Annotated in this window: 23 protein-coding genes; 11 read left to right on the top strand and 12 right to left on the bottom strand. The window is 59.5% G+C overall.

What is annotated here, in order from left to right:
* Window positions 1-45: 45 nt before the first annotated feature.
* Window positions 46-954, top strand: a complete 909-nt coding sequence (locus BFP89_RS20775; protein WP_065887313.1) for a LysR substrate-binding domain-containing protein — start codon at window positions 46-48, stop codon at window positions 952-954.
* 187 nt (window positions 955-1,141) lie between these two features.
* On the opposite strand, the gene BFP89_RS20770 is transcribed toward BFP89_RS20775, so the two are convergent.
* The 3 genes from BFP89_RS20770 to BFP89_RS20760 form a co-directional block, all read right to left on the bottom strand.
* Entirely contained in the window at window positions 1,142-2,434 is a 1,293-nt protein-coding gene (locus BFP89_RS20770; protein ID WP_065887311.1) for a PQQ-dependent sugar dehydrogenase, read from the bottom strand.
* Window positions 2,431-2,853 (bottom strand): DUF2231 domain-containing protein, encoded by a 423-nt coding sequence (locus tag BFP89_RS20765; RefSeq protein WP_065887309.1) that lies wholly within the window; start codon window positions 2,851-2,853, stop codon window positions 2,431-2,433. The genes BFP89_RS20770 and BFP89_RS20765 overlap by 4 nt, the downstream gene beginning before the upstream one ends.
* Before the next feature lie 95 nt (window positions 2,854-2,948).
* On the bottom strand, window positions 2,949-3,272 hold the full coding sequence (locus tag BFP89_RS20760; protein WP_065887307.1) for a hypothetical protein: 324 nt from the start codon (window positions 3,270-3,272) through the stop codon (window positions 2,949-2,951).
* Window positions 3,273-3,524: 252 nt separating this feature from the next.
* On the opposite strand from BFP89_RS20760, the gene uvsE reads away from it, so the two are divergent.
* Genes uvsE through BFP89_RS20745 form a run of 3 tightly spaced genes read left to right on the top strand, consistent with a single transcriptional unit; the run spans window position 3,525 to window position 5,846 of the window.
* Window positions 3,525-4,553 carry a UV DNA damage repair endonuclease UvsE gene (gene uvsE, locus BFP89_RS20755; RefSeq protein WP_065887304.1) on the top strand — a complete coding sequence of 343 codons (1,029 nt, stop codon included), beginning with the start codon at window positions 3,525-3,527 and terminating at the stop codon, window positions 4,551-4,553.
* 40 nt (window positions 4,554-4,593) lie between these two features.
* Window positions 4,594-5,073, top strand: coding sequence for an AAA family ATPase (locus BFP89_RS20750; protein ID WP_065887301.1), 480 nt, complete (start codon window positions 4,594-4,596; stop codon window positions 5,071-5,073).
* Entirely contained in the window at window positions 5,070-5,846 is a 777-nt protein-coding gene (locus BFP89_RS20745; RefSeq protein WP_065887299.1) for a nucleotidyltransferase domain-containing protein, read from the top strand. Before BFP89_RS20750 ends, BFP89_RS20745 begins: the two co-directional genes overlap by 4 nt.
* Window positions 5,847-5,884: 38 nt before the next feature.
* On the opposite strand, the gene BFP89_RS20740 is transcribed toward BFP89_RS20745, so the two are convergent.
* Window positions 5,885-6,448, bottom strand: a complete 564-nt coding sequence (locus BFP89_RS20740; protein WP_065887297.1) for a TetR/AcrR family transcriptional regulator — start codon at window positions 6,446-6,448, stop codon at window positions 5,885-5,887.
* Between the two features lie 141 nt (window positions 6,449-6,589).
* Here BFP89_RS20740 and BFP89_RS20735 point away from each other — a divergent pair, with 141 nt between their 5' ends.
* The 3 genes from BFP89_RS20735 to BFP89_RS20725 all read left to right on the top strand — a co-directional run bounded on the left by BFP89_RS20735 (window position 6,590) and on the right by BFP89_RS20725 (window position 13,258).
* Window positions 6,590-7,291 (top strand): glutathione S-transferase, encoded by a 702-nt coding sequence (locus BFP89_RS20735; RefSeq protein ID WP_065887296.1) that lies wholly within the window; start codon window positions 6,590-6,592, stop codon window positions 7,289-7,291.
* Between the two features lie 141 nt (window positions 7,292-7,432).
* Window positions 7,433-10,915: an AAA domain-containing protein gene (locus tag BFP89_RS20730; RefSeq protein WP_065887295.1), complete on the top strand. Its 3,483-nt coding sequence runs from the start codon at window positions 7,433-7,435 to the stop codon at window positions 10,913-10,915.
* A gap of 144 nt (window positions 10,916-11,059) precedes the next feature.
* Window positions 11,060-13,258, top strand: coding sequence for an OsmC domain/YcaO domain-containing protein (locus tag BFP89_RS20725; RefSeq protein WP_065887294.1), 2,199 nt, complete (start codon window positions 11,060-11,062; stop codon window positions 13,256-13,258).
* A gap of 656 nt (window positions 13,259-13,914) precedes the next feature.
* On the opposite strand, the gene BFP89_RS20720 is transcribed toward BFP89_RS20725, so the two are convergent.
* From BFP89_RS20720 to BFP89_RS20705, 4 genes are all read right to left on the bottom strand, one after another.
* The gene (locus BFP89_RS20720; protein WP_065887291.1) at window positions 13,915-15,081 is read right to left on the bottom strand and encodes a cystathionine gamma-synthase; all 1,167 of its coding nucleotides are present in this window, start codon (window positions 15,079-15,081) and stop codon (window positions 13,915-13,917) included.
* On the bottom strand, window positions 15,078-16,454 hold the full coding sequence (locus BFP89_RS20715) for a pyridoxal-phosphate dependent enzyme (RefSeq protein ID WP_065887289.1): 1,377 nt from the start codon (window positions 16,452-16,454) through the stop codon (window positions 15,078-15,080). The genes BFP89_RS20720 and BFP89_RS20715 overlap by 4 nt, the downstream gene beginning before the upstream one ends.
* Before the next feature lie 299 nt (window positions 16,455-16,753).
* Window positions 16,754-17,140, bottom strand: a complete 387-nt coding sequence (locus BFP89_RS20710) for an ester cyclase (RefSeq protein WP_065887287.1) — start codon at window positions 17,138-17,140, stop codon at window positions 16,754-16,756.
* A 16-nt stretch (window positions 17,141-17,156) separates the two neighbouring features.
* Window positions 17,157-18,362 carry an MFS transporter gene (locus tag BFP89_RS20705; protein ID WP_065887285.1) on the bottom strand — a complete coding sequence of 402 codons (1,206 nt, stop codon included), beginning with the start codon at window positions 18,360-18,362 and terminating at the stop codon, window positions 17,157-17,159.
* Between the two features lie 94 nt (window positions 18,363-18,456).
* Here BFP89_RS20705 and BFP89_RS20700 point away from each other — a divergent pair, with 94 nt between their 5' ends.
* Window positions 18,457-19,350 (top strand): LysR family transcriptional regulator, encoded by an 894-nt coding sequence (locus tag BFP89_RS20700; protein WP_065887283.1) that lies wholly within the window; start codon window positions 18,457-18,459, stop codon window positions 19,348-19,350.
* 148 nt (window positions 19,351-19,498) lie between these two features.
* The gene (locus BFP89_RS20695; RefSeq protein WP_065887281.1) at window positions 19,499-20,047 is read left to right on the top strand and encodes a hypothetical protein; all 549 of its coding nucleotides are present in this window, start codon (window positions 19,499-19,501) and stop codon (window positions 20,045-20,047) included.
* Window positions 20,048-20,222: 175 nt separating this feature from the next.
* Here the strand turns inward: BFP89_RS20695 and BFP89_RS20690 are convergent, their stop codons facing one another.
* Window positions 20,223-21,038, bottom strand: coding sequence for a hypothetical protein (locus BFP89_RS20690; protein ID WP_065887279.1), 816 nt, complete (start codon window positions 21,036-21,038; stop codon window positions 20,223-20,225).
* 1,039 nt (window positions 21,039-22,077) lie between these two features.
* Here BFP89_RS20690 and BFP89_RS20685 point away from each other — a divergent pair.
* Entirely contained in the window at window positions 22,078-22,596 is a 519-nt protein-coding gene (locus BFP89_RS20685) for an isochorismatase family protein (RefSeq protein WP_065887277.1), read from the top strand.
* Window positions 22,597-22,741: 145 nt separating this feature from the next.
* On the opposite strand, the gene BFP89_RS20680 is transcribed toward BFP89_RS20685, so the two are convergent.
* From BFP89_RS20680 to BFP89_RS27815, 3 genes are all read right to left on the bottom strand, one after another.
* The gene (locus BFP89_RS20680) at window positions 22,742-23,299 is read right to left on the bottom strand and encodes a hypothetical protein (RefSeq protein WP_065887275.1); all 558 of its coding nucleotides are present in this window, start codon (window positions 23,297-23,299) and stop codon (window positions 22,742-22,744) included.
* A 355-nt stretch (window positions 23,300-23,654) separates the two neighbouring features.
* Window positions 23,655-23,933 carry a hypothetical protein gene (locus tag BFP89_RS20675; protein ID WP_057722259.1) on the bottom strand — a complete coding sequence of 93 codons (279 nt, stop codon included), beginning with the start codon at window positions 23,931-23,933 and terminating at the stop codon, window positions 23,655-23,657.
* 87 nt (window positions 23,934-24,020) lie between these two features.
* Window positions 24,021-24,491, bottom strand: a complete 471-nt coding sequence (locus BFP89_RS27815) for a hypothetical protein (protein WP_083208123.1) — start codon at window positions 24,489-24,491, stop codon at window positions 24,021-24,023.
* 220 nt (window positions 24,492-24,711) lie between these two features.
* Between BFP89_RS27815 and BFP89_RS20670 the strand changes: the two genes are divergently transcribed.
* Window positions 24,712-25,143: a bleomycin resistance protein gene (locus BFP89_RS20670; RefSeq protein ID WP_065887272.1), complete on the top strand. Its 432-nt coding sequence runs from the start codon at window positions 24,712-24,714 to the stop codon at window positions 25,141-25,143.
* The last annotated feature ends 240 nt before the right edge of the window (window positions 25,144-25,383 follow it).

Genomic DNA, 25,383 nt, shown 5'->3' with positions numbered 1-25,383 from the left:
TGTGCTACAAACGAGTTCTCGGTCCTGAGTACATAACCTGAGATTATGAATCTACTTGGAAAAACCCTACCGCCTCTTGCCAGTCTGTTGCCGTTTGAAGCCGCAGCGCGCCTTGAGAGTTTTTCCCGGGCGGCCGATGAGTTGCACATCACCCAGGCGGCGGTCAGCCGCCAGATACGCGGGCTGGAAGATAATCTGGGGGTGAAGCTGTTTTATCGACGCAACCGTGCGGTGTTCCTGACTGAAGAAGGGCGCGAGTTGGGGCGGGTGGTCAGCCTTGCGTTGCAAAGCATCAGTGAGGGCGCGGCCAGCCTGAGGGCGTCCCCGCAGCGCAATCGCGTGGTGCTGCTGTGCCAGTTGTGCGAGGCGTTTTATTGGTTGATGCCGCGCCTGGCAACATTCCACCAGCAATATCCGCAGATTGAAATCCAGGTGGTGACGTGCACGCGGCCGATCACGCAGTTCAATGACCCTTTCGATGTCGCCCTGCAAAGTACCCGGCGCGCCAGTGGCGCCCATGCGCTGATGTTTACCGCCTGCGACGAGGTTTTCCCGGTGTGCAGTCCCGCTTACCTGTGCCCGGAACAACCGCTGGCGCTGGCTGAATTGGCGACCTGCACGTTTTTGCACCACAGCAGCGAACCTCCGCACCTGATGGAGTGGGATGAGTGGCTGAAGGTGTTCGGCCAGTCATTGGCCCGTGATGCGCGCGGCATCACGTTCGACAGCTACCCACTGATGTTGCAGGCCGCTGTGGAAGGGCACGGTATCGCCATGGGCTGGCGTCGTACCGCAAGCAGGCTGATTGAAAGTGGGGCATTGGTCAGGCCCTGTGCCGAAAGCGTGTTTTTGCCAGAGGCTATTTCGGTGTACAGGCAGCAAGGGGCAGGTAATCGGGATGAGGTCGTGGCATTGCTGGCCTGGCTTGAAGCGCAGTTGCAGAGTGACGGCTGACAGGGGGCGCGATGGCCCCTGTCAGTCAGTTAAGCGTACACCGTCCTCTGTAGGAGCGAGCTTGCTCGCGAAAAACTCACAGGCACCGCGTTCATTCAGAAAACACGCGTTATCGTCGACGTTCTTCGCGAGCAAGCTCGCTCCTACAAAAAGCCTTAACTGACTGGCATGCCCCTGTCAGTCCCGGTTATTGATTACGCGTAACGCGCCACACCGTGTTGGCCAAATCATCGGCGATGATCAGCGCGCCTTTCGGATCGACTGTCACGCCCACCGGACGCCCACGGGTCTTGCCGTCGTCACCGCGAAAACCGGTGGCGAAGTCGACAGGCTCGCCGGCCGGTTTGCCGTTGCTGAACGGTACGAAGATCACCTTGTAGCCCACCGGATTGTCGCGGTTCCAACTGCCGTGTTCGCCAACGAATACGCCGTCGGCGAATTTTTCGCCCATGGCCGGGATGGAGAAATCCACGCCGAGCGCGGCCACGTGGGATCCCAGGCTGTAATCCGGTTTGATCGCCGAAGCGACCTTCGCCGGGTTCTGCGGTTGCGCACGCGGGTCGACATTCTGGCCCCAGTAGCTGTAGGGCCAGCCGTAGAAAGCGCCTTCGCGTACCGAACTGAGGTAGTCCGGAACCAGGTCCGGGCCCAATTCATCGCGTTCGTTGACCACGGTCCACAACTGCCCCGAGCCGGGCTGGATGGTCAGGGCCGTAGGGTTGCGCAGGCCGGTTGCGTAGGGCCTGTGCGCGCCGGTGGCAGCGTCGATCTGCCAGACCATCGCCCGGTCGATTTCCACTTCCATGCCGCGCTCGGTGATGTTGCTGTTGGAGCCGATCCCGACATAGAGCTGGCGTCCGTCCTCGCTCACCGCCAGGGATTTGGTCCAGTGATGATTGATCTGCGCCGGCAGGTCGGTGACTTTGGTCGGAGCGCCGCTGGCCTTTGTCTGGCCGTCGGTGTAGTCGAAGCGAACCAGCGCATCCTGGTTGGCCACGTACAGTTTGCCGTCGGCGTACGCCAGGCCATAGGGCGCGTTGAGGTTGTCGGCGAACACCGTCTTGAGTTCGTAGGTGCCGTCGCCGTCAGCGTCGCGCAACAGGGTGATGCGGTTGCCGCTCTTGACCTTGGTATTGCCCTCGGCCTTGATCAGGCTGGCGATCACGTCCTTGGGCTTGAGTTTGGCCGCGCTGCCGCCACGGCCTTCGGCGACGAGGATATCGCCGTTGGGCAGGACCAGGGTCTGGCGCGGGATGGCCAGGTCGGTGGCGATGGCGGTGATGCTGTAACCCTCTGGCACCTTGGGCTTCTGATCGCCCCAGGCGACCGGCTCGGCGATCTTCATGCTTGGCAGCAGGCTGCTTTGTTGGGCCGGCAGCTTGGGATCGGGGCCGTGTGCCTGGGTCTTGTCGCCTTCGCCGCCGCAGGCGCTCAGCAACAACGCTGCGCTTAACAGGGTCAATGTGCTGGTGGTTTTCATTGGGCAGCTCCCGAACGCAGGTTAGTCAGGCCGATCCAGGTCGCCAGCATCGCCAGCAGGGTGACGACTGCCGACAGCACCAGGCCGGTCGGCATCATGGCGTAGGCATCCTTGGCGTGCTGGAAGGCGTTGATCAGCCCCAGCACCCAGGCGGCCAGCAGCAGGAGAAAGTAGGCGGCAGGACGCCCGGCCTTGCGTTGGGCGCGCAGCAGATTGACCAGGGCGAACAACAGGGCAAATCCACTGAAGACCAACGCACCGGCGATCAGCCATGAGGCGAAGTTGGCCCATTGAATCTGGTAAGTCTGGCCATAGGCAATGTCACTGAGCAGGGCGCCCAGGAACAGCGGCACGCTGCCGGCGAGCAATGTCGCATGCAGCGGGCCTGGTGTGCAGCGATAGGTGGGGAGGGTGGTCATGGGCGATGCAGCTCCTTATCGTTCGGCGGGCCTGGTGGCGATGGCTTTGCATAGAGACTTTGCATAGGAAAGGAGCTTGCTGCGTGTGAGAAAGTTCACTGAGGGTTCGTGTCCGAATATTTATCGAACCAGTCGGCGTAGGGTGTGTTCACCACGTTATAGCGGTTGAAATCCGGGCTGCCATCCGTCCACCACACCGGCCCGCGCTCACCGAGCGCGACCTTCGCGCGTTGCACTTGCTCGCGGGCCTGCTTCAACTGCTGTGTGTCGCCGCAGGTCTTGGCCGCCTTGACGGCACGCCGTGCATCCATCAACGCATCCACCCAGCGCTGGCGTGTGGGTTCATCCAGCGCCGGGTTGGTGCGTCGCCAGAGTCGGCCCTTGAGCACGAAATAGCGGCCATCCGGGGTGTCAATCATGGTGCCAGCGCAGCACCCGCAACACGCCCCACATCATCGACATCACAATCGCCAGCCAACCGGCGAACAGGCTGAAGAGTGTCATTGCAAGGTTCATAACCACCTCCATAACGTCGTCGTTCCAATGTTGTCGTGCAATAGGTGACCCCGCTGCGCACGCAGGATTCAACCGGATTGACCGAATGAACCCTTGGCGGCCTGCATCGCCTAAGCCTCTATAATCTTCCCGATGGCATATCACCAGGCGCTCCCATGACCCACCCCCGCATCGGCTTTGCATGCCAATACAGGCATCCCGAACGACTTCCGTCCGCCAGCGCCCTGAAGGCAATCGAAGGCCCGTTCAACCCGCGTACCACCACCTTGCGCTGGATGGACAGCGTCGAACCGCAGGTGGCCCGCGACAAACTGGTCGAGGTGGTCACGCACAACCTCGCCGCCCAATTGCGCCTGCTGGCCTACGTCGCCGAACTGCCGCCGACCTTGCGCATGCTGCGCCTGAGCAGTGACCTGTTGCCGTTCTACAGTCACCCGAAAGTCGCCGCTGTGTATCAGGACCCTGCCATCGCGCGCCAGTTGCAGGAGGGCTTTGCCGCCATCGGCGAGCTGGCGCGGGCCTCGGATATCCGTCTGTCGTTCCATCCCGGCCAGTATTGCGTGCTGGGCTCGGAAAACCCCGGTGTGGTGGAAAACAGCCTGGCCGAGTTCGAATACCACGCCGACATGATCCGCATGATGGGCTACGGCCGCCGCTTCCAGGACCTCAAATGCAACGTGCATATCGCCGGCCGCCTGGGCGTGGCGGGTACCCGAGCGGTGTGGTCGCGCCTGTCCGACGTGGCGCGCAACTGCATCACTTTCGAGAACGATGAGAAGACCTACGGCCTGGACCATTGCCTGCAAGTCGCCGACCTGGCGCCGGTGGTACTGGATATTCACCATTGCTGGATCAACGAGGACGAGTACATCGACCCGCACTCGCCCCGCGTCGCCAGGGTCATTGACAGCTGGCGCGGCGTGCGCCCGACCCTGCATTACTCCCAGCCCCAGGAAAGCCTGCAGGCCCTCGGGTTTGACGCCGAGCACAAACTGGAAATGTCCGCCTTGTTGAAGGTGGTTTCCAAGCGCGACCTCTACGGCCACAGCGCGCAAATGTGGAACCGCTGGACCAACGACTACGCGCTGCAGTTTCTGGATCGCTTCGACATCATGCTCGAGGCCAAGGACAAGAACGTCGCGGCCCTGGCGTTCTATGGGTATTGGCAGAGCCAATCGGCGTGAACCATGGCATGCTTCACGGCCTGACAAAAGGAACCGTCCCATGGCTACCCTGCACCTGCTCTGCGGCAAGATCGCGTCCGGCAAATCCACTCTTGCCGGACGTCTTGCCACCGATCACGCCGCTGTCCTGCTCAGCGAAGACCACTGGCTCGCGACGCTGTATCCCGGCCAGATCCAGACGATTGCCGATTACCTGACCTGTGCCCGGCAGATGCGCGGTGTGGTGGGGCCGCTGGTGATCGATCTGCTGGCGTCCGGGGTCAACGTGGTGCTGGATTTTCCGGCCAACACCCTGGCCAATCGCGAATGGCTGCTCGGCCTCGCCCAGGCCGCCAAGGCAGCGCATTGCCTGCATTACCTGGAACTGGATGACGCCGCCTGTCGTGCGCGGCTGCACGCACGCAACGCCAGCGGCGAGCATGACTTTGCTGCAACCGACGCCGAGTTCGACCTGATTACCCGCCACTTTTGTGTGCCGAGTGAGGAGGAGGGGTTGGTGATTGAGGTGCATCGGCCGTGAGCGCTGAATGTCCTATCGGTGTTGACGTCGAGGGCCACATTGTCACCGTCGATGCCGTCCCTGTGCAGCCCGAGTTCGAGCCTTTATTGAAGGATGTCCTGGCGACGCTTTCACAGCCTGCATTCGGCCTGGAGGGTATCTACCTGTACGGCAGTGTCGCCCGGGGTGATGCCAATGTCGAAGCGTCCGACCTCGATCTCACCCTGGTCCTGCGTGATCCTCCCCAGGCGGCGGTGCTTGAACAACTCGAACTGGCGCGGCTGGCACTGGAACAGCGGCATTCCTGTGTCAGCAAAATCGATTTCGACATCGGCCACCGCGCGCAGGTATTGGCGCCGGAAAACCACAATCGCTGGGGCTTCTGGATCAAGCACCATTGCCGATGTGTGTGGGGCGATGACCTTGGATTGCGGTTCGAGCCATTCCGGCCAAGCCGAGACATCGCCCTGGCGCTCAACGGTGATTTTGCGCAGGTGTTGTCCCGCTATCGCGCGACTATCCTGCACGCCGCGAACCCACTGCAGCGCCTGCGCTTGCAGCGCGAAGCCGCACGCAAGTTGATCCGCTCCACGCATACGCTGCGTTCACCCGACGCACTGATGTGGCCGCAAACGCTGGAGGAGCATGTGGCGATGTTCACCCAGCGTTATCCCACCAGAGTCGCGCAAATCGCGTATTTTCTCTTCGAAGCCAGAAACCCGAGCGCCGAGTGCGCGGCATTTTTGCAGCGTCTTGACGCTTTTGTTGTGTGGATGGCGTCGCAGTCGGAATAAACCAATACCCGAGCGCAAGGCAGGCCGCCGATTGGTAATCACACCGGCAGCAACCCCGCCTCCTGATAGCTCTCGACCAGTTCATCAAACAAACCGATATCTGCACGTGTGCGCGCAATCAATTGTGCGCCGGCGACAGCCGTGTAGATCGCGCGGGCGCGGCGCTGGCAGGTTTCTGTGTCGCCCAGTTCCAGCTCAATGAGGCGTGCGGCCAGCCACGCTACGTTGATGTCGGCGAACGCGACGATTTCTTTTTTGACCGGCTCGGGCAAGTCCTGGTACTCGGCCGCCATAAAGCTGGACAGGCACAGTCGGTTGCCGTTTTCGAGTGAGGTCCGAAAAATGCCTGGGTAGCGCCGCAGGCTGTCGCGCGGGTCAGGGGTTTCGCGGTGGATGGCTTCGAGCACGCCGGCGGTGTCTTCCCAATAGCGTTTGGCGACCGCCGCGCCGAGCTCGGCCTTGCTGGGGAAGTGGTAATAGATACTGGCGTTCTTGATCCCCACCGTTTCGCCGATGCTGCGAAAGTTGATGCCGCTGTAGCCGAAATGCTGCGCGGCGATTTTGGCGGCTTCCAGAATGGCTTCCCGGGCGTTCTCGCTCACGTATTGAGTCCTCGTGGGTTGGCGACAGGGGGACGATTCTACGCGCAAAATATTTTACCTGCCAACTGACAGGTAGTGGTTGACAGCTGCGGATAAAACTCGCAATCTTTGCCTACCACTTGACAGGTAGGCAGATAAATCATGACTTCTCAGCAAACACAGTCCACGAGCGCTCAAGACCCCGTGCTTAAAATCTACGATTGGTATAACGGGCCTTATCCGGCGCGTGTCCGAATCGCCCTGGCCGAAAAAGGGCTGCTCGCACACACCGAATTCGTCTCCATCAATCTCTGGGAAGGCAAGCACAAGCAGCCGGCTTTTCTGGCCTTGAACTACTCCGGAACCCTACCGGTACTGGCGTTGCAGGACGGCACGCTGATCGCCGAGTGCACGGCCATCACCCAATACCTCGACATGCTGGACGGCCACCTGCTGCTCACCGGCAACACGCCCAAGGAGCAAGGCCTGATTCATATGATGACGCGGCGTGCGGAAATTGAAGTGATGGATGCGGTCAGCGTCTACTTTCATCACGCCACACCGGGGCTGGGGCCTGAGGTCGAGCTGTACCAGAACGCTGAATGGGGCGAGCGCATGCGTGACAAGGCGGTAAGGGGCATGCGCCACTTCGACGCCATTCTCAAGACCCGGCCGTTCGTGGCGGGCGAGGCGTTTTCGATGGCCGACATTGCCCTGCTGGGCGGCCTGATCTTCGTGGCGTTGGTCAAGCTGGCCGTGCCTGCGGAATGTGAAGCGCTGCATGCCTGGCACGCGACGATGAACGAGCGCGCCAGCGTCAAGGCCTGGCGAGCGATGGTGCAGGAGGGCGATCTGCAAAACTGAAACGGCGGACACGCCTGATACCAGGCAAGCGCCGTAAGACGCAGGTGATTGCCCATCCGCACACGGAACCGCTACCCTTGGGTTTGAACTCCCCAGCCACCGACCGTAACAGTGAGTCACGGTCTGCACCGAATCAGGACGATGAACGATTACTCTCTGAAGCTTGCCAACTACTGGCGAAACTCGTTGGCCGACGCGGAAAACGGCAACGGTGCCTTGTCCCCCAGCCATGTCAAAACCTACGCGGTCATACCTTTGGCCGCCCTGGCCGCCGGTTGTCTGCCGGCTGAGCAGGTGGAACTCCTGTTCGCCGACGAACCGGCGCAACGGCTCGACGTGGATATCACGCTGCGCCCGTTTGTGTACGCCTCGCGCCGGGAACACCGCATGGCGCGCAGAGGGCTGCCGGCGTTCATCACACCGATCATTTGCCGGGTGTCGGTCACCCGTGACGGGCTTATCTATCCGACCGGCCCCACGCTGGTACCCCGCGACATCCTGGAACCGTTGGACCGCGACAATTTCACCATCGGCGCCCAACCTGACCTGGACAGGTTTTTAACCACGCAAGACGCACCCCGATTCGAAGTGCCGGCCCACGGCACAGAGGTGCAGCCGGACGAATATCGCGACAAATGGCTCACTTACCTGCGTTACTGCAAGACGATGTTCCAAACGGTGTGCAACGCCTGGAACGGCGAGGACGACGGTTTCGATCCGGCCAACTATTGCTACGTGTTCAAGGAGCAGAAGGCGGACGGTTTCAGTCGCAATATCGTTGCGCTATACGATCACTTGCGCCTCGCCAAACCGGAGGCGCCGTTGTTCGAGCGCTTTGCACAACGTGAACCCACGCCCGATGAACCCTGCCTGCCGGCCAATGGCCTGTTCGCCGGACGAGGCGGGCATGCCGGTGACGAATACGCGCTGGCGCCGGCCCAACGCGACAGTCTCGCGCACCTGCTGGTGGGTAACACCGGGGATATCCTCGCGGTCAACGGGCCGCCGGGCACCGGCAAGACCACATTGCTGTTGTCCGTGGTCGCGTCGCTCTGGGCCAGGGCCGCCGCCGAGGGCGGCGAGCCGCCGGTGATCGTCGCCAGTTCGACGAACAACCAGGCGGTCACCAACATCATCAAGGCCTTTGGTAAGGACTTCTCCGAAGGCACCGGCCCCTTTGCCGGGCGCTGGCTTCCCGATATCAGCAGCTTTGGCGCCTACTTTCCGACGGCCTCGGCGGAAGCGGAGATGGCCCGCACCTACCAGACCAAGAGCTTTTACCTGGCGCTGGAGACGCAGGCCTACGTCGATAAAGCGCAGCAGGCTTATCTGGCGCGCGCCGCCATCGCTTTTCCGGGACAGTCGCCGCCCACGCTCAAAAACACCGTAGACGCGCTGCAGGCGCGGATTCGCCTGCGCCTGCAGCAACTGAGTGATATCGAGCAGGGATGGGCCAGATTGCGGGTGGCGCGCGACGCCCTCAAGGCCGTGCTGGGCGATGATCCACAGGCGGCGATTGCGGGTCTAGACGCTCAACTGCGGGCATATTCGGAGCGGCTGACCAATGCCAAGGCACGTCTGAAAGATTTCAGGCATTACCTGGCCCATGAGTCGCTGGTGTATACGCTGTTCGGTTGGTTCGGCCCGATTGCCGCCAAGCGCCTGCGCCTGGCCAAACTGCACATCGATGAGGCTGACGCACAGCTGCAGGAGGCCACCGATGTGCATGACATCGAGCGCCGGTTGACGGCCGCAGTGGCGCATCACGCACAAAGCCTGAAAACCCTCGAAACCCAGCGTGAGCGTGTGGAGCAACTGCTGCGCGGCGAACAGCGTGAACTGTTGAACTGGCAGGCGGTGATTGGCCGGTTACCCCAGGCGGCCGGCAAGCCCGCCGCCCAGGTGACCCTGGAAGACTGCGACCGCTGGGCGGACACCTCGTTGCGCTTCGAGACCTTCCTGCTGACCACGCATTACTGGGAGGGCCGTTGGCTGCTGGAAGTCATCGACGAGCTGCCGCTGATTCTCAAGAGCCGCAAAAAAACCGGCCGCAAGACGTTGGAAAAAAACTGGCGCCGCTGGATGAAGCTCACGCCCTGCGTCGTGGCCACGTTCTACCGGCTACCGAGAGAGTTGTCCTGCGAGCGCCATGATGGCAACGGCCTTGTCGACGATTACGCGCTGAATTTCATCGACCTGCTGATCGTGGACGAAGCCGGCCAGGTGCTGCCCGAGGTGGCGGCGCCGTCATTCGCCCTCGCGCGGCAAGCGCTGGTGATTGGCGACACGCAGCAGATCGAGCCCATCTGGTCGGTGCCGCCGGCGGTGGATATCGGCAATCTGCTCGCCACCGGCCTGCTGTCACGCAGCCGCGTGGACGATGAGTACGAGGCCTTTTGTGACAGTGGACGCAGCGCCGCCAGTGGCAGCGTCATGGCGATTGCACAGTCCACCAGCCGCTATCATTACGACCGCGACCTGGCGCGCGGCCTTTACCTGTACGAACACCGCCGGTGTTATGACTCGATCATCGATTACTGCAACGCGCTCTGCTACAAGGGCAAGCTGCAACCACGGCGCGGCGCCAAACCCGATGGCGGCCTGCCGGGGCTGGGGTATCTGCATATCGACGGGATCTGTCAGCAAAAGCAGGGCGGCAGCCGCCATAACCTGCTGGAAGCCCAGACCATCGCGGCCTGGATCAAGGCCCATGAACAGCCACTCACTGAGCGCTACGGCAAGGAACTCTGGGAAATCCTCGGGGTGATTACCCCGTTTGGCGCCCAGACCCAGGCCATTACTGACGCGTGCAGCGCGCTGGGTATTCGTACCGGCAAAGGCGACGGCGAACTCACCGTGGGCACCGTGCACTCCTTCCAGGGCGCCGAACGGCCGGTGGTGATTTTTTCCGCTGTGTACTCCAAGCATGCCGACGGGCCTTTTATCGACCGCCGCGACAGCATGTTGAACGTGGCCGTTTCCCGCGCCAAAGACAGTTTCCTGGTGTTCGGCGACATGGACCTGTTCAGCCAGATACCCGCCAGCAAACCCCGTGGACGTCTGGCGCAGTACCTGCTGAACAGCCCGGAAAATGAGCTCACATTCGACTTCCAACCCCGAGCGGATTTGCTCACGGTGCGCACCGGCTTGAGCCACCTGCATGAATTCGCCGAGCATGATCGCTTCCTGTTGCGAACCCTGGAAACTGCGCGCCAGCAGGTGCAGATTGTCACGCCGTGGGTCAAGTTGCGCGGGATGCGCGAAAGCGGTGCCTTGGACGCGATGGGCGACACCGTGCAGCGAGGCGTGCCGGTGACGGTCTACACTGACCTGCGCTTCAACACCGAAGGTAAGCCGGCCAAAGCCGCTTACTTTCAGGATGCAATCGCAGCGCTGAAAAACCATGCCGTGCAGGTGCGCGTGGTCAACAAGGTACACAGCAAGCTGGTAATGGCCGATGAGGAACTGCTGTGTGTCGGCTCATTCAACTGGCTGAGCGCTGCACGCTCGGGCGATTTTGTGCACCATGAAACGTCCATGGTCTACCACGGGCCGGACGTCAGCAGCGAACTGGCGATCAACCGCAAGAGCCTGGCGCAACGCCTGAGCTCAAGCCAGCCCTAGTCCCGCGCAACGCTATGCCAGCGGCCGCAGGCTGTTGGCATAGCGCTACCGATCAGCAGCCCACGCGCAAAACCCTGCGACTTCCCGGCGAAAATCTTCATAATGGCGGCCATTTTGTTTAGCCCGTTATTCTGGTGTGCCCGCATGGAAATTAAGGTCAACTTTCTCGACAACCTTCGGCTTGAGGCCAAGTTCGATGATTTCACGGTGATTGCCGACCAGCCGATTCGCTACAAGGGCGACGGTTCGGCGCCGGGGCCATTCGATTACTTCCTGGCTTCGTCGGCGTTGTGTGCGGCGTACTTCGTGAAGCTGTACTGCGCCACGCGCAATATCCCCACGGACAATATTCGCCTGTCGCAGAACAACATCGTCGACCCGGAAAACCGCTACAACCAGATCTTCAAGATCCAGGTCGAGCTGCCGGCGGACATTTCCGACAAGGACCGCCAAGGCATCCTGCGTTCCATCGACCGTTGCACCGTGAAAAAAGTAGTGCAGGCCGGACCGGAGTTTGTGATCGAGCAAGTGGACAACCTCGACGCCGACGCCCAGGCGCTGTTGATGCCCAACTCGACGTCGGAGGCGGGCACCTACATCGCCGGCAAGGACCTGCCGCTGGAGCAGACCATCGCCAATATGTCGGCGATCCTGGCGCGCCTGGGCATGAAGATCGAGATCGCCTCGTGGCGCAACATCGTGCCCAACGTCTGGTCGCTGCATGTGCGCGATGCCCACTCGCCGATGTGTTTCACCAACGGCAAGGGCGCGACGAAGGAGGGCGCGCTGGCGTCGGCACTGGGCGAGTTTATCGAGCGGCTCAACTGCAACTTTTTCTACAACGATCAGTTCTGGGGCGAAGAGCTGGCCAATGCACCGTTCGTGCATTACCCGGATGAGCGCTGGTTCCAGCCGGGTCCGAACGACGAGCTGCCGAGTGAGATCCTCGACGCCTACTGCCGCAAGGTCTACGACCGCGATGGCGGGCTGCGCGGTTCGCACCTGTTCGACACCAACTCGGGTAACGAAGCGCGGGGCATTGTCTCGCTGCCGTTTGTGCGCCAGTCCGACGGCGAGGTGGTGTATTTCCCCTCCAACCTGATCGAAAACCTCTACCTGAGCAACGGCATGAGCGCCGGCAACACCTTGGCCGAAGCCCAGGTGCAGTGCCTGTCGGAGATTTTCGAGCGGGCGGTGAAGCGCGAAATCATCGAAGGCGAATTTGCCCTGCCGGACGTACCCGCCGATGTGTTGGCCAAATACCCTGGCATCCTCGCCGGTATCGAGGGCCTGGAGGCGCAGGGCTTCCCGGTGCTGGTCAAGGATGCGTCCCTGGGCGGTGAATTCCCGGTGATGTGCGTGACCCTGATGAACCCGCGCACCGGCGGTGTATTCGCCTCGTTCGGCGCGCACCCAAGCTTTGAAGTGGCGCTGGAGCGCAGCCTCACCGAACTGCTGCAAGGCCGCAGTTTCGAAGGTTTGAACGACTTGCCGCAGCCGACCTTCGAAGGCCAGGCGGTCACCGAGCCGAACAACTTCGTCGAGCACTTTATCGACTCCAGCGGTGTGGTGTCGTGGCGCTTCTTCAGCGCCCGGTCGGACTACGAATTCGTCGAATGGGACTTCTCCGGCCACGGCGAAGACTCCAATGTCCAGGAAGCCGCGACGCTGTTCGGTATCCTGGAAGGCATGGGCAAAGAGTCGTACATGGCGGTCTACCAACACCTGGGCGCCACCGCCTGCCGCATCCTGGTGCCGGATTATTCGGAAATCTACCCGGTGGACGACCTGATCTGGGACAACACCAACAAGGCGCTGTTCTTCCGCGAAGACATCCTCAACCTGCACCGCCTCGATGAGGACGCGTTGCAGGCCTTGGTCGAGCGCCTGATCGAAAGCGAGCTGGACGACTACACCGATATCACCACCCTGATCGGCATCGAATTCGACGACAACACCGCGTGGGGCCAACTGACCATCCTGGAATTGAAACTGCTGATCTTCCTGGCGTTGAAGCAGTATGAAGAGGCCAAGGAATGCGTGGAAATGTTCCTGCAGTACAACGACAACACCGTCGAGCGTGGGCTGTTCTACCAGGCGATGAACGCGGTGCTGGAAATGGAACTGGACGACGACCTGGAACTGGCCGACTACGAAGCCAACTTCCGGCGCATGTTCGGCAATGAACGCATGGACGCAGTGATCGGCTCGGTCGAGGGCAGTGTGCGCTTCTATGGGCTGACACCGACCAGCATGAAGCTGGAAGGGCTGGACCGGCATTTGCGCTTGATCGACAGCTACAAGAAGCTGCACAGCGCACGGGCCAACATCACCCAGGCCTGATTAGCACAACCAATGTGGGAGGGGGCTTGCCCCCGATAGCGGTGGGTCAGTTGCCAACAAGCTGGCTGATCCACCGCTATCGGGGGCAAGCCCCCTCCCACATTTGATCGATTTCTGACTTTAGATGTGTGCCAGGGCCTGAGGCCAAATCCGCCCGCGCCGCTTAACCTCGGGCCGATTAGCATAACCAATGTGGGAGGGGGCTTGCCCCCGATAGCGGTGGGTCAGTTGCCAACAAGCTGACTGATACACCGCCATCGGGGGCAAGCCCCCTCCCACATTTGATCGATTTCTGACTATTAGATGCGTACCAGGGCCTGAGGCCAGATCCGCCCGCGCCGCTTAACCTCGGGCCGATTAGCATAACCAATGTGGGAGGGGGCTTGCCCCCGATAGCGGTGGGTCAGTTGCCAACAAGCTGACTGATACACCGCCATCGGGGGCAAGCCCCCTCCCACATTTGATCGATTTCTGACTATTAGATGCGTACCAGGGCCTGAGGCCAGATCCGCCCGCGCCGCTTAACCTCGGGCCGATTAGCATAACCAATGTGGGAGGGGGCTTGCCCCCGATAGCGGTGGGTCAGTTGCCAATAAGCTGGCTGATCCACCGCCATCGGGGGCAAGCCCCCTCCCACATTTGATCGATTTCTGATTTTAGATGTGTGCCAGGGCCTGGGCCAGATCTGCGCGCAAATCCTCTACATCTTCAACCCCCACCGACAAGCGCACCAACCCATCCCCAATCCCCAACTGCGCCCGCGTTGCCGCCGGGATGCTCGCGTGGGTCATGATCGCCGGGTGTTCGATCAGGCTTTCCACGCCACCCAGGCTCTCGGCCAGGGCGAAGATTTTTACGTTTTCCAGAAAGCGTGTGGCGCCCGCCAGGTCGCTGTTCAGGTCCACCGAAATCATCCCGCCAAACCCGCGCATCTGCCGTTTGGCCAGCTCGTGCTGCGGGTGGGATTTCAAGCCCGGGTAGTGCACCCGCGCCACCTGCGGCTGCTGTTCCAGCCAGGTCGCCAGTTCCAGCGCGTTGCTGCAATGGCGCTCCATGCGCAGGGCCAGGGTTTTCACGCCGCGCAGGGTCAGGAATGCATCAAAAGGCCCGGCGATGGCGCCCACCGAATTTTGCAGAAAGCCCAGGCGTTCGGCCAATTCCGGGTTGTCGCCAACAACGGCGATGCCGCCGATCACATCCGAGTGGCCGTTCAGGTACTTGGTGGTGGAGTGCACGACGATGTCGCACCCCAACTCCAGCGGTCGCTGGATCCACGGGCTGGCGAAGGTGTTGTCGGCCACGCACAGAATGCCGCGCGCACGGCACACGCGGGTAATGGCGCTGAGGTCGGTGAGGCTGAGCAGCGGGTTGCTCGGCGTTTCGACCCAGACCATGCGCGTGTCGTCTTGCAGCGCCGCTTCGAAGGCCGACACGTCACTCAAGTCTACGTAGCTGAACCGGTGCCCGGCACTGCGCTGGCGCACCTTGTCGAACAGGCGGAAGGTGCCGCCATACAGGTCATTGCCGGAAACGATATGCGCACCGGCATCGAGCAACTCCAGCACCGTGGAAATCGCCGCCAGCCCGGAGGCAAACGCGAAGGCCTGAGTGCCGCCTTCAAGGTCGGCCACGCAACGCTCCAGCGCAAAGCGCGTGGGGTTGTGGGAGCGCCCGTAGTCGAAGCCTTTGTGCACGCCAGGGCTGTCTTGCAGGTAGGTGGAGTTGGCATAGATCGGCGGCATCAGCGCGCCGGTGGTCGGGTCGGGGGACTGTCCGGCATGAATCACACGGGTGGCAAACGCGCTTTTATCGGGCTGACTCATGCAAGGGATCTCCGTAGATGGTTGAGCAGGTCGACGCGGGTGATCAGGCCATGGAAGCCTGACGCATCGGCAATGATGGCGACCAGGCCGCGATCCAGTTCCGCCTGCAGTTCGGCCAGGCTGGCGCCGGGGGCCAGGGTGTGCGGGGTGCGGGTCATGGCGCTGGCCACGCTCATGGAAAAATGCGCGGCGTCCTGATGCAGGCCCAGCAGCAGATCGGACTCATCGATAACGCCCGCCAGTTGCTGGCCGTCGATCAATACCGGCAGTTGCGAGACATCCGCCAGGCGCATGCGCTGGAAGGCGGTGAGCAGGGTGTCGTCAGGGCTGACGCTGATCACCCGGCCATCTTCGAAACGGCGGGCGATCAGGTCGCGCAGGTCGCCGTAATGCTTGTACTGCAACAGCCCTGCGTCGTTCATCCATTGGTCGTTGTAGACCTTGGACAGGTAGCGCGTGCCGGTGTCGCACACGAACGTCACCACGCGCTTGGGCTCGGTTTGCTCGCGGCAATAGCGCAGCGCGGCGGCGAGCAGGGTGCCGGTGGAAGAACCGCCAAGAATGCCTTCGGCCTTGAGCAGTTGGCGGGCATGGTCGAAGCTTTCTTCATCGCTGATGGAGTAGGCGTGGCGCACGCTGGACAGGTCGGCAATCGACGGGATGAAATCCTCGCCGATGCCTTCCACGGCCCAGGAGCCCGGGATTTCAAGCCGACCGCTGCGGCTGTACTCGGCCATCACCGAACCCACCGGATCAGCCAGCACCATGGCCAGTTCGGGCTGCACGCGCTTGAAGAAACGGGTCAGGCCGGTGAGGGTGCCGGCCGAGCCGACGCCCACCACAATCGCATCGACATCATGCTGGGTCTGCGCCCAGATCTCCGGTGCGGTGCTGGTTTCATGGGCCAGCGGGTTGGCCGGGTTGTTGAACTGGTCGGCAAAGAACGAACCCGGAATATCCTTGGCCAGGCGCGTGGCCACGTCCTGGTAATACTCGGGATGCCCCTTGCCCACATCGGAGCGGGTGATATGCACCTCGGCGCCCATGGCCTTGAGGTGCAGCACTTTTTCCGTGGACATCTTGTCCGGCACCACCAGCACCACCCGATAGCCCTTGGCCCGACCGACCAGCGCGAGGCCCAGGCCGGTGTTGCCGGCGGTGGCTTCTATAATGGTGCCGCCAGGGAGCAGGCGGCCGTCGCGCTCGGCGGCGTCGATCATGGCCAGGCCGATACGGTCCTTGATGGAACCACCGGGGTTTTGCGATTCAAGCTTGAGAAACAGCGTGCAGGGGCCGGTGTCGAAGCGGCTGACCTTGACCAGCGGCGTGTTACCAATCAGTTCAAGTACGGCGGGGCGGGAGAGGGTAGGCATGTCGTCACCTGGGTTGCGGGATGGGCACAGGGCGGGGCACAGCAAATCACAGCATGGCTTGAAACATAGGCCGGTATCGCCAGGCTCGCAACCGGGCGGTCCGATGCATGACTTTTTTTGGCGCATGGGCGATGGGACAGCGCAAAATCGGGGATTGCGATGCAGATCAACTGTGGGAGCGCACGAGCCTTGGCGAGGCCGCGATGGCGGCGGCACTGCTGGCATTCAGGTTACCTGACCCACCGCTATCGCGGCCTCGCCAAGGCTCGAGCGCTCCCACAAAGCCGGCGCGTGTTCTCTCACAACTGCTGGGCGATCGCGGCCTTGTCAATCACCGACCAGACATGAGCGAATTTCCCGTCGACGCATTCATAGAACACGTTCTCGTCGAACACCACCGTCCTGCCATTGATCGGCAGGCCGAAAAATTCACCCCTGGGGCTGACCCGAAAGTTCAGCCGACTGGCGACCGTCGGCGGGTCGGCAACCAGCAACTGAATGCGGAACACCAGGTCGGGAATTTCCCGGAAGTCTCGCTCCAGCATCGCCCGATAACCCTCCAGGCCGACCGGGCTTGCGTTGTAGGTGACATCCGAGTGGACAAAATCACCCAGGTGCTGCCAATCCTGGCGATTCAGACAATCGATATAGCGTTTGTAGAAGCTGGCGAGTTGGTCGCGGGTCATGGGCTACTCTCTTCGGTTAAACGCGCTCATCCACTATCGTCGGCAAATGGATGCCTGCGCAAGTGCGTGAACCCTTACGCCGCGAACGCCAGCCCAACCCCAGCACCATCAGCAAACCCAGCCCTGCCATCAGCGCACCGGCCAGGGAAATGGCGGGATAGCCGAGCCCGGCGTTGATCACCGCGCCGCCCACTGCCGCGCCAATCGCGTTGCCGAAATTAAAGGCACCGATGTTCATCGCCGAGGCCAGGTTGGGTGCAGCTTTAGCCGCCTCCATCACGCGCATCTGCAACGGCGGCACCAGGGCAAAGCTGGCGGCGCCCCACAGCAGGATCGACAGTGCGGCAGGCAGCGGCCATTGCATCAGCACCGAGAAGGCCAGCAGCACGGCGATCAACACCACCAGCGACGTGATGAGCGTGCGGTCCACCGAGCGATCCGCAGACTTGCCGCCCCACACGTTGCCCAGGGTCAGTCCGATACCGAACAGCACGAGCATGCCAGTGACGAAGTTAGTCGATGCGTGGGTGACATCCCGCAAAATCGGCGCGATGTAAGTGAATACCGTAAACATCGCACTGGAGCCCACCACCGTCAGCGCCAATGCGGCCAGCACCGGCCCGCGGCCCAGCACACGAATCTCCGCCATCAGGCTGCCGCCTTTCGGCGCGGGCGCATTCGGCAATGCCCACCATAGCGCCGCCATCACCACCGCACCCAACCCGCTGATGCCCCAGAACGCCGTGCGCCAGCCGAAGTTCTCGCCAAACCAGGTCGCCAGCGGCACGCCCCCGATGGTGGCCAGGGTCAGCCCCAGAAACATCGCCGCGACCGCACCCGCGCGTTTTTCCGGCGCTACCACACTCGCCGCCACGATCGCGCCAATGCCGAAGAACGCTCCGTGGTTCAACGACGTCACTAGCCTCGCGATCATCAAGGTCTGGTAGTTGGTCGCCAGCGCCGACAGCAAATTACCCAGGGTGAAAATCGCCATCAGCCCGATCAGCAGATAGCGGCGCGGGACCCTGGCCGTCGCCAGCGTCATGATCGGCGCGCCAATCAACACGCCCATGGCGTAGGCGCTCACCAACAGCCCGGCGGCGGGAATGGAAACGCCAAGATCAGCGGCAATACCGGGCAACATGCCCATGGGGGCAAACTCTGTGACCCCGATGCCAAAGGCACCGACGGACAACGCTACAAGGGGGGGATTGATACGCATGGGTGACTCCTCATCTGTGTGTCGAATGCTACAATCCAGGCTTTTCAAGCAGTAGCCCTCGATTGGGAACTATACCTTTGCGCAGGAGGCAAAAATGGACGTGGGCGGCCGCTCAGGCGAGATGGAAGTGTTCACCCTGGTCGCCGAACACGGCAGCCTGTCCGGCGCGGCGCGCGCCCTGGGGCTGACGCCTTCGTCCATCAGCCGCATCATCACCCGCACCGAACAGCGCATCGGCACCCGGCTACTGCTGCGCACCACCCGCGCCATCACGTTCACCGCCGAAGGCGAAGCCTACCTGCGCGGCGCCCGGCGCATCCTCGCGGACATGGCCGAAGTCGAAGACGCCATCACCGACCAGGGCGCCCCACGCGGCCGCCTGCGAGTCAGCGCAGCACTGGCCCATGGCCGCATGACCATCGTCCCACTGATCGCCGCCTTCAGCGCCCGCTATCCTGCCATCGTGGTCGACCTGATGCTCGGCGATGAAGTGGTGGACATCCTCAGCGGCCAGGCAGACGTGGCCATCCGCTTCGGCCCACTCCCCGACAGCCCCTTGACCGCCCGACACATCGGCGCCACTGGCCAAGTCATCGTCGCCTCCCCGGACTACCTGGCCCGGCACGGCACTCCGGTGACGCCGCAGGATCTACTTCAGCACAACTGCCTGCGCTTCAACTTCCGCCGGGCGGCTCCCGACTGGCCGTTTCGCATGGACGGGCGGGAGTTTTCGCTGAAGGTGGCGGGAACGATTGAAGGGAACAGCGGCGAGGCCTTGGCGCAATTGGCGAAGCTGGGGGCGGGGATTGCGCGGGTAGGGACGTTCAGCGTGGCGCAGGATCTTGAACGCGGCGACCTGGTGCCGTTGCTGGAGGCTTACAACCCGGGGGATGTGGAGCCGATTCATGCGGTGTTTGTGGGAGGCACGGCGATGCCCGCGCGGGTGAGGGCGTTTGTGGATTTTTTGGTGGAGCGGCATGGGGGTTGACGATATCCCCGGCTGTATCGCTTGGCGGATAGTTGGTATATGTCGGTAAGCCCGGGGGCTACGGTGATCATTCGTGACGCCAGGACCGGCGAAGAACTGCGCAGTGAAAGTCCATATCGCTGCCGTTGAACCATAAAAAGGGATTTCCATGAGAACGTTTCTGATCGCAGGCCTGGCCTTAGCCATGAGCGGTTGCGGCAATATTTCCAACATCCGTGCTTACTCCACGGCCTATGTTGAACCCGCCTCGGGTGATACCGCGCGCTTGCGCATCATCACCAATGGCATGGCGCGTGGCGTACCGGGCCGCGACTGCATCGACTGGCGCGTTCCCGGCGCCGGGGTGATGGCCGTGTCCGAATCCGGCTTTGCCGATCAAAATAATGGTCGCAGCCTGGGCATGCCCGAGAGCAACCACCGAGTGGAAGGGCAAGCGCTGGCGCGTACTGAACTGAAAGTGCCGGCGGGTAAACCTTTCGCGATGAACTTCCAGAGTGAAGGCTACGCCTCCGGCGGCTATTCCTATAGTTGCCGGCAAAGCTTTCGCTTCACCCCGAAGGTAGGCGAGGACTATGAGCTGATCCTGCTGGACAGTGGCCAGTGCCTGGTCGCGTTGCAACGCTTGAATCCAACCGGGAAACCTGAAAACGAGACTGCCGAGAAGGCAGGGCTCTGTAGAGCGATGGATGTTTTTTAGTTCAGTACGCCCGTACTCATTACAGTAACGGGCGGCTCTTGGCTGACTGAAGGGCTTTGGAGCAGTTCGCTTTGGGACGATTTCTGCTTCTCATGAAAGGCTTGAATCGACCCAGAGTGGGTGAAAACCCTTCGTCATTGATCCGTGCAGTGACACATTGGTTGCTTTGAACTGGTCAGACCGTCGAAAGAGCAATCGCTTTTTTCAAGACCGCTTGTAACATCTGGTCCGGTGATTGTTCCTTGTTAAAGAAGCTCGGGGAAAATTTATCAGAGTCATTTTCAGTCGATTGCCTGAGCAGGGCGAGCGGCCCCGATTGTCCTAACTGCTCTTGGTAAAGACTTTTTATACTGTCCCTAAAGCCATCAGGGTATGCCGCTTTCTCGACCGCTGGAAGATCATCGAAATAGTCCATGATGCCTTTGAATATTTCACTGTTGTCACCGCCGTTCGTTATAGTGGCGTACAACTTGGAAAAATAGGTTTCATCTTGCTTGCTAAGCTCCCCATAAGCAGCATATCGTTCTGCATCCGTATAGGTTCCTGAATCATCATAAACAATATTGCTTAGCCCGTTTCGGGCCATACCTTCAAATGGGTTTGGAAGTTTTTCGGGGGGGCGCTTAGAAAGCCCAATTGCGTAATCCAGTGACTGCTGACCTAACGCCAAACGGGCAGGGTCGTCTGTTTTGGGAAGTAGATCCTCATTATTAAGATTCCCGCCAGCAATCCGCTGCCCGAAATTGTACATATCGCTCTGACCTTTTGCATATTGTCCTTTTAAATCCCTATTGGACATAGAGGCTTGTTTATCATCAGCGTTACTTAATGCGTACAGTGCCCGTGCAGAATCGGAGATTGTGACGGTCTCCGCCGTCTTGGGGGCGGCATCCCTTGAAGGTAAATTTACAGGGTTGGACGAAGGAAGCTTCTCTTGTGTAGAAACCTTTGCTTGTGTACTGGCTTGATACGATTTGATCGAAATATCCATGGTGATACTCCATGCGCTGAAGATAGCTCGAAAGCTATCTTCAGCTAGGTGCCTATACAAATGTCGGATTATTTGATTTCAAATTCGACAGTGTAGTTATAGGGAGGCGCCGATTGAATTGCTGTGATAGTGGCGTTGCAAGTAGCGTTATCGGAGCCAGCGCTAGTGCCCATTTTAGTCCAGCTAGGAGCTTTAGTCGTTGGATTGACTTTGTGGCTTGCTGCAAAACGACATTTCTTATTACCTGACGTATAGACGAATCGCATTCCTGAAACCGTATCCGCGACACTGGCCAGGGCAAATGTTGTCGTTGCAGAAGGCAGAATCGTACTTGGGGTGGGCGCTACACTCCCTGAAAAGTACTCGAAAGTGTACGCGGCTGGACCGGTCGTAGAGTTCTTCACCTTTACGGTGACGATTGTGCCTGCTTGGGCAGATGCAATCATAGAGGCGAATAGAGTTGCTGCCCCGAACACTTTAGCGAATCTCATAAATATCCCTTTAATTTGATAATCACTATGACTCTTGTCCTTGCGCGTCGTCTTGTATGGAAAAGACAGCGAGACTCAACCTTTATAGCGGCAGGTAATCAGAATTCTTTAAGCCAAGGGTTACTGTTTTTGACATATCGGATGAATAAAGATTTCACAACCTGCCGGAACTAACACATATCCAGCCTGCAACCCTTAAATTTCAATAGCTTGCGCAGTGGTGCCGGTTGCCGCAACCGGCTATCACAGTCTGGACCCAAAGCTGACGGAGGCGACAGGCAGCTATCGGCCAGAAGCGGACCTCAATGAGCAATACAAGAAGTAGCCATCGCGCAGATCTTGTCCCATTGCCAACCAAGCACCGTGCAGATACTGTCCACTTATGAATCAGCTACGTATTGCCTCGACCACCACTACCACGACCGCCCGAGGCGGGTCGTGAGAGGTGTCGTGAGCCAATAACGCACGAACTTCAAAGGCCCGCCAGTGATGGAGAGGGCCTTTTCTTTTGCCCTTGTGTCGCTGGTCCAAACGCAAGGAAAAGCACTATGCATGCACTGTTGATTCTCGATATGCAGGTTGGATTGTTTCATGGCCCAGATAAACCATGGGCTGGTGAGGCGCTGCTAAATACGTTGAATAGTCTGTTGAATAAAGCCCGCAGGGCCGGCACGCCAATTTTTCTTGCTCGCCACGTGGGGCCGCCCGGCTCGCCTATCGAACCTGGAAGCCCGTTGACGCAACTGGTGCAGGAACTGTTGCTGCAAGGCGACGAAGTGATTTTCGAAAAAAGCCGACCTAACGCTTTCGCCATGACTGACCTGGCCGATCGACTAAAGGCTTGTGGTTCTCAAGGCGTGGTTATTGCCGGAATGAAGACCCAGTATTGTGTCGATAGCACCTGCCGCGCCGCACAAGATCTTGGATTCGATGCAGTGCTGATCGCCGATGGTCATAGCTGCACTGACACTCCCGCATTGAAGGCTGAAAGTATCGTCGCTCATCACAATGCAACCCTGGCGGGCCCATTCTGTCGTGTCGTTCATGCTGAGGACTGGCGTTTTTAACCTGCATTGATAGATCGACTCAAGTTCTGGGTCGATCTGTCCGTTTTGGGTCGATTGCAGCCCTAAGCATCGGGCGGCTATCGGCCAAAAGCTGCCGCTCACTTGAGATAAATTTCGAACGCCCCAAAGCCTGTTAACATGCGTCTCAACGCGCACATTGACCTATTCGAAGAAAATCTTTAAGCGCCGCCTGATAGAGCTTAAATGGCTGATTGTCCGTATTGAATAGTGCAAATGGAATCAACGTGAGATGTGAAAACGACGTAGAGTTTATCGTGTAGGTTTTCTGCCTGCAAAAGCGCTGATCCTTATTCAATATAAAATCAAACTTGAAAAGGTTAGTCCGCGTACACCAACTGGGGATCAAACCCAGACTCAAGCCCGTCAGGTAATCTTGTCCGCAAGCGCCGCCAGATGAGAACTCCGAGATCTTTATTTCTAACGCCGGCAGGGTTGGGGCGGCGAGGCTGGAGCCCGTATCCCGTGCATCGGGAACAACCTTGAGTGTCGCTGCGTATGCGCCTTTGCCGAAGCGACTGTTTTTCCATGGGGAGTTTATTGCGTAACTGAAGCTGGAGATGATTTCTTGTGTTTCGGGTTCAGCGGGTTCGTGGATTGTCGGCTGGGACGAATAAGATGTGCAGCCGGAACAGAATATCGCAATGCTGACAAACACCAACCCATTGGCTTTTAAGCGACGCATACTCAGCTTTCCCTAACTATCAATTAGCCGACATTCCTGTGACTTAATACCGTATAGCATCTTATCTACACACCATATTGCTGAATCAGAATAACAGGGCAGGCTGTACGCGCGACACATCGGGAGAGAGAAAAGGCCGCGGCGATGCTTTCTTTGCCCCAATCCAATGCGAGCCCGCGAACTGATCGCCGCCGGGTTTCTGGACCCTGCCATCGGGAGCGTGACGCATGCTTATCAACTGGATGTGAGGTCGCTCGATAACCCCGACAGAGTGTTCGGAATGTCGCCCGGGCAGTTGCAGGGGCGACTCGCCGCTGTCGCCATGAGGGTATGGGGCAACGGCACCCGCCCTCCGCTAACGCGGCCTTTTATCCAAGTTAAATTTGCTCAACAATTCGGCACCGTCAGTGACACCAAGAATCTGATCGATTGCAGCGATTTTAAAGCTTGCATTGGCGATCTGAAAATCTGCGTTGTTGTATGCAGCCTCGGCCTCATTGTGGAGCGCGTAAGCCATGTGCGCCGCGACACGAACGCTCATGGAAGCATCTACATCTGTGCCCAGATAATCGGCAAGCAATGTCCTGATCTCAAGCAGTGCGAGCGCGAGTAGCCTGGTCTGGTCAGTTTGCATAAAATGATCCCGTATTCTAAAAACGAGAGTGCTAGTGAATTCGTAAGGTTACATAAACGCTCGATCGGGCAAAAGTGACGATTGGGGTCAGGCGTCTATGTCATTTATCAGTTCGCGCCAGACATCCCTGGCCTTCTGTTCCGAGGTAAAAACTTGTACTTTTGGATGCCAGAACTCTCCCTCAATTACGATGCATTCCAGGGTAGAGTCTTGAAACGTAAAGACATAATGGATGGCATCTTCTAGAAATCGCTGTTTATCGTGTCGCGGATGAATGGCGTTTCTCTGCTCAAGCTCTGCTAGCCAAGGCGAATTATCTATTCGATGAATGTGGTAATGCTTGAGGCCAAGTCTAATAAGCGGATGTCCCCCCAAAGCCTCGTCGTTTGGGGCGCCGAACTGAATTTTTTTAACCAGGGGGAAATGGATTACAACTATTTGTTCCCCAGCGGTGCAATACCGTAAACATAGCTGCGTGTCGGTGGCAAACACCACGGGTTCGGGGGATGTACTTGGTTGTGGCCAGCGGTCGAGCAGCACTACTGTTGCAAATGACATATCGAAGCCTAGTGAATAAACAGGGGGCAATCAGAGTGGGAGAACGACGCGTTGTCGTCAAATGTTTCTGATCGCCACGGGTTGGTTATGGCCGATTGGAGTCGATTCCTGCCCGACCATGCATCATCATGCTCGCCACGACCCCATCGTGGCATGGAAGTCGTAAACGCAGAAACCTCCTGTCTGCAAAAAATAAGCTTTATGAAATGGAAGTCATCTCATGTTCGAACGTAACAAACTGGTTCCAGAGTTAATGGTAACCAACCTGGAGAGCAGCTTGGCTTTTTGGGTTTCTTGCCTAGGGTTCAAAGTGGTTTATCAACGCCCGGAAGATAAATTTGCATATCTTGATTTGAACGGTGCTCAAGTAATGCTTGAACAGATTGATTCGGACGCGGGGCAATGGTTGACGGCGCCGTTGACCAGGCCGTTTGGAAGAGGCATGAACCTGCAGATAGATGTTGAGGCTGTCGCCCCCATCATCCGAAAACTTGATGATGCTGGATATGTGCTCTATCGAGAATGCAAAGACACCTGGTATCGGGCTGAAGATGTAGAAGTAGGGCAGCGAGAATTCATCGTCCAGGATGCCGACGGTTATCTCGTAAGGTTGGTAGAGCGGTTGGGCGAGCGACCAGCGTGCTTAATCTGAATCTGGACCAGGCCTAACGTCCGCAGGACGAAGAACCTGCGGGCGCGATTTGTGTGTATGAAGAAGACTATGGGGTGCAGACCATTACTAATCAGGGAAATCAGGGAAATCAGGGAAATCAGGGGCAGACCACACTCTATATATGGGTGGTCTGACCCTGAGGGATCCCCACAAATTCACCCTAAGCTCTGCGCTTGATGGCGCACCTCATCACGCAGAGCCCGCTCCAATATTTCCATG

It is taken from the genome of Pseudomonas sp. 31 R 17 (assembly GCF_900004915.1).
In the GTDB taxonomy this organism is placed as follows: domain Bacteria; phylum Pseudomonadota; class Gammaproteobacteria; order Pseudomonadales; family Pseudomonadaceae; genus Aquipseudomonas; species Aquipseudomonas orientalis_A.
This window is presented reverse-complemented; position numbering and strand designations above follow the sequence as displayed.

Bases quoted from the DNA above. Each gene is read 5' to 3' on its own strand.
- BFP89_RS20705 (WP_065887285.1), bottom strand. From the start codon at position 18,362: ATGCGTATCAATCCCCCCCTTGTAGCGTTGTCCGTCGGTGCCTTTGGC.
- BFP89_RS20715 (WP_065887289.1), bottom strand. From the start codon at position 16,454: ATGCCTACCCTCTCCCGCCCCGCCGTACTTGAACTGATTGGTAACACG.
- BFP89_RS20720 (WP_065887291.1), bottom strand. From the start codon at position 15,081: ATGAGTCAGCCCGATAAAAGCGCGTTTGCCACCCGTGTGATTCATGCC.
- BFP89_RS20730 (WP_065887295.1), top strand. From the start codon at position 7,433: ATGAACGATTACTCTCTGAAGCTTGCCAACTACTGGCGAAACTCGTTG.
- BFP89_RS20770 (WP_065887311.1), bottom strand. From the start codon at position 2,434: ATGAAAACCACCAGCACATTGACCCTGTTAAGCGCAGCGTTGTTGCTG.
- BFP89_RS27815 (WP_083208123.1), bottom strand. From the start codon at position 24,491: ATGTCATTTGCAACAGTAGTGCTGCTCGACCGCTGGCCACAACCAAGT.
- BFP89_RS20690 (WP_065887279.1), bottom strand. From the start codon at position 21,038: ATGGATATTTCGATCAAATCGTATCAAGCCAGTACACAAGCAAAGGTT.
- BFP89_RS20735 (WP_065887296.1), top strand. From the start codon at position 6,590: ATGACTTCTCAGCAAACACAGTCCACGAGCGCTCAAGACCCCGTGCTT.
- BFP89_RS20685 (WP_065887277.1), top strand. From the start codon at position 22,078: ATGCATGCACTGTTGATTCTCGATATGCAGGTTGGATTGTTTCATGGC.
- BFP89_RS20675 (WP_057722259.1), bottom strand. From the start codon at position 23,933: ATGCAAACTGACCAGACCAGGCTACTCGCGCTCGCACTGCTTGAGATC.
- BFP89_RS20700 (WP_065887283.1), top strand. From the start codon at position 18,457: ATGGACGTGGGCGGCCGCTCAGGCGAGATGGAAGTGTTCACCCTGGTC.
- BFP89_RS20765 (WP_065887309.1), bottom strand. From the start codon at position 2,853: ATGACCACCCTCCCCACCTATCGCTGCACACCAGGCCCGCTGCATGCG.
- BFP89_RS20760 (WP_065887307.1), bottom strand. From the start codon at position 3,272: ATGATTGACACCCCGGATGGCCGCTATTTCGTGCTCAAGGGCCGACTC.
- BFP89_RS20710 (WP_065887287.1), bottom strand. From the start codon at position 17,140: ATGACCCGCGACCAACTCGCCAGCTTCTACAAACGCTATATCGATTGT.
- BFP89_RS20670 (WP_065887272.1), top strand. From the start codon at position 24,712: ATGTTCGAACGTAACAAACTGGTTCCAGAGTTAATGGTAACCAACCTG.
- BFP89_RS20695 (WP_065887281.1), top strand. From the start codon at position 19,499: ATGAGAACGTTTCTGATCGCAGGCCTGGCCTTAGCCATGAGCGGTTGC.
- BFP89_RS20750 (WP_065887301.1), top strand. From the start codon at position 4,594: ATGGCTACCCTGCACCTGCTCTGCGGCAAGATCGCGTCCGGCAAATCC.
- BFP89_RS20725 (WP_065887294.1), top strand. From the start codon at position 11,060: ATGGAAATTAAGGTCAACTTTCTCGACAACCTTCGGCTTGAGGCCAAG.
- BFP89_RS20775 (WP_065887313.1), top strand. From the start codon at position 46: ATGAATCTACTTGGAAAAACCCTACCGCCTCTTGCCAGTCTGTTGCCG.
- uvsE (WP_065887304.1), top strand. From the start codon at position 3,525: ATGACCCACCCCCGCATCGGCTTTGCATGCCAATACAGGCATCCCGAA.
- BFP89_RS20680 (WP_065887275.1), bottom strand. From the start codon at position 23,299: ATGCGTCGCTTAAAAGCCAATGGGTTGGTGTTTGTCAGCATTGCGATA.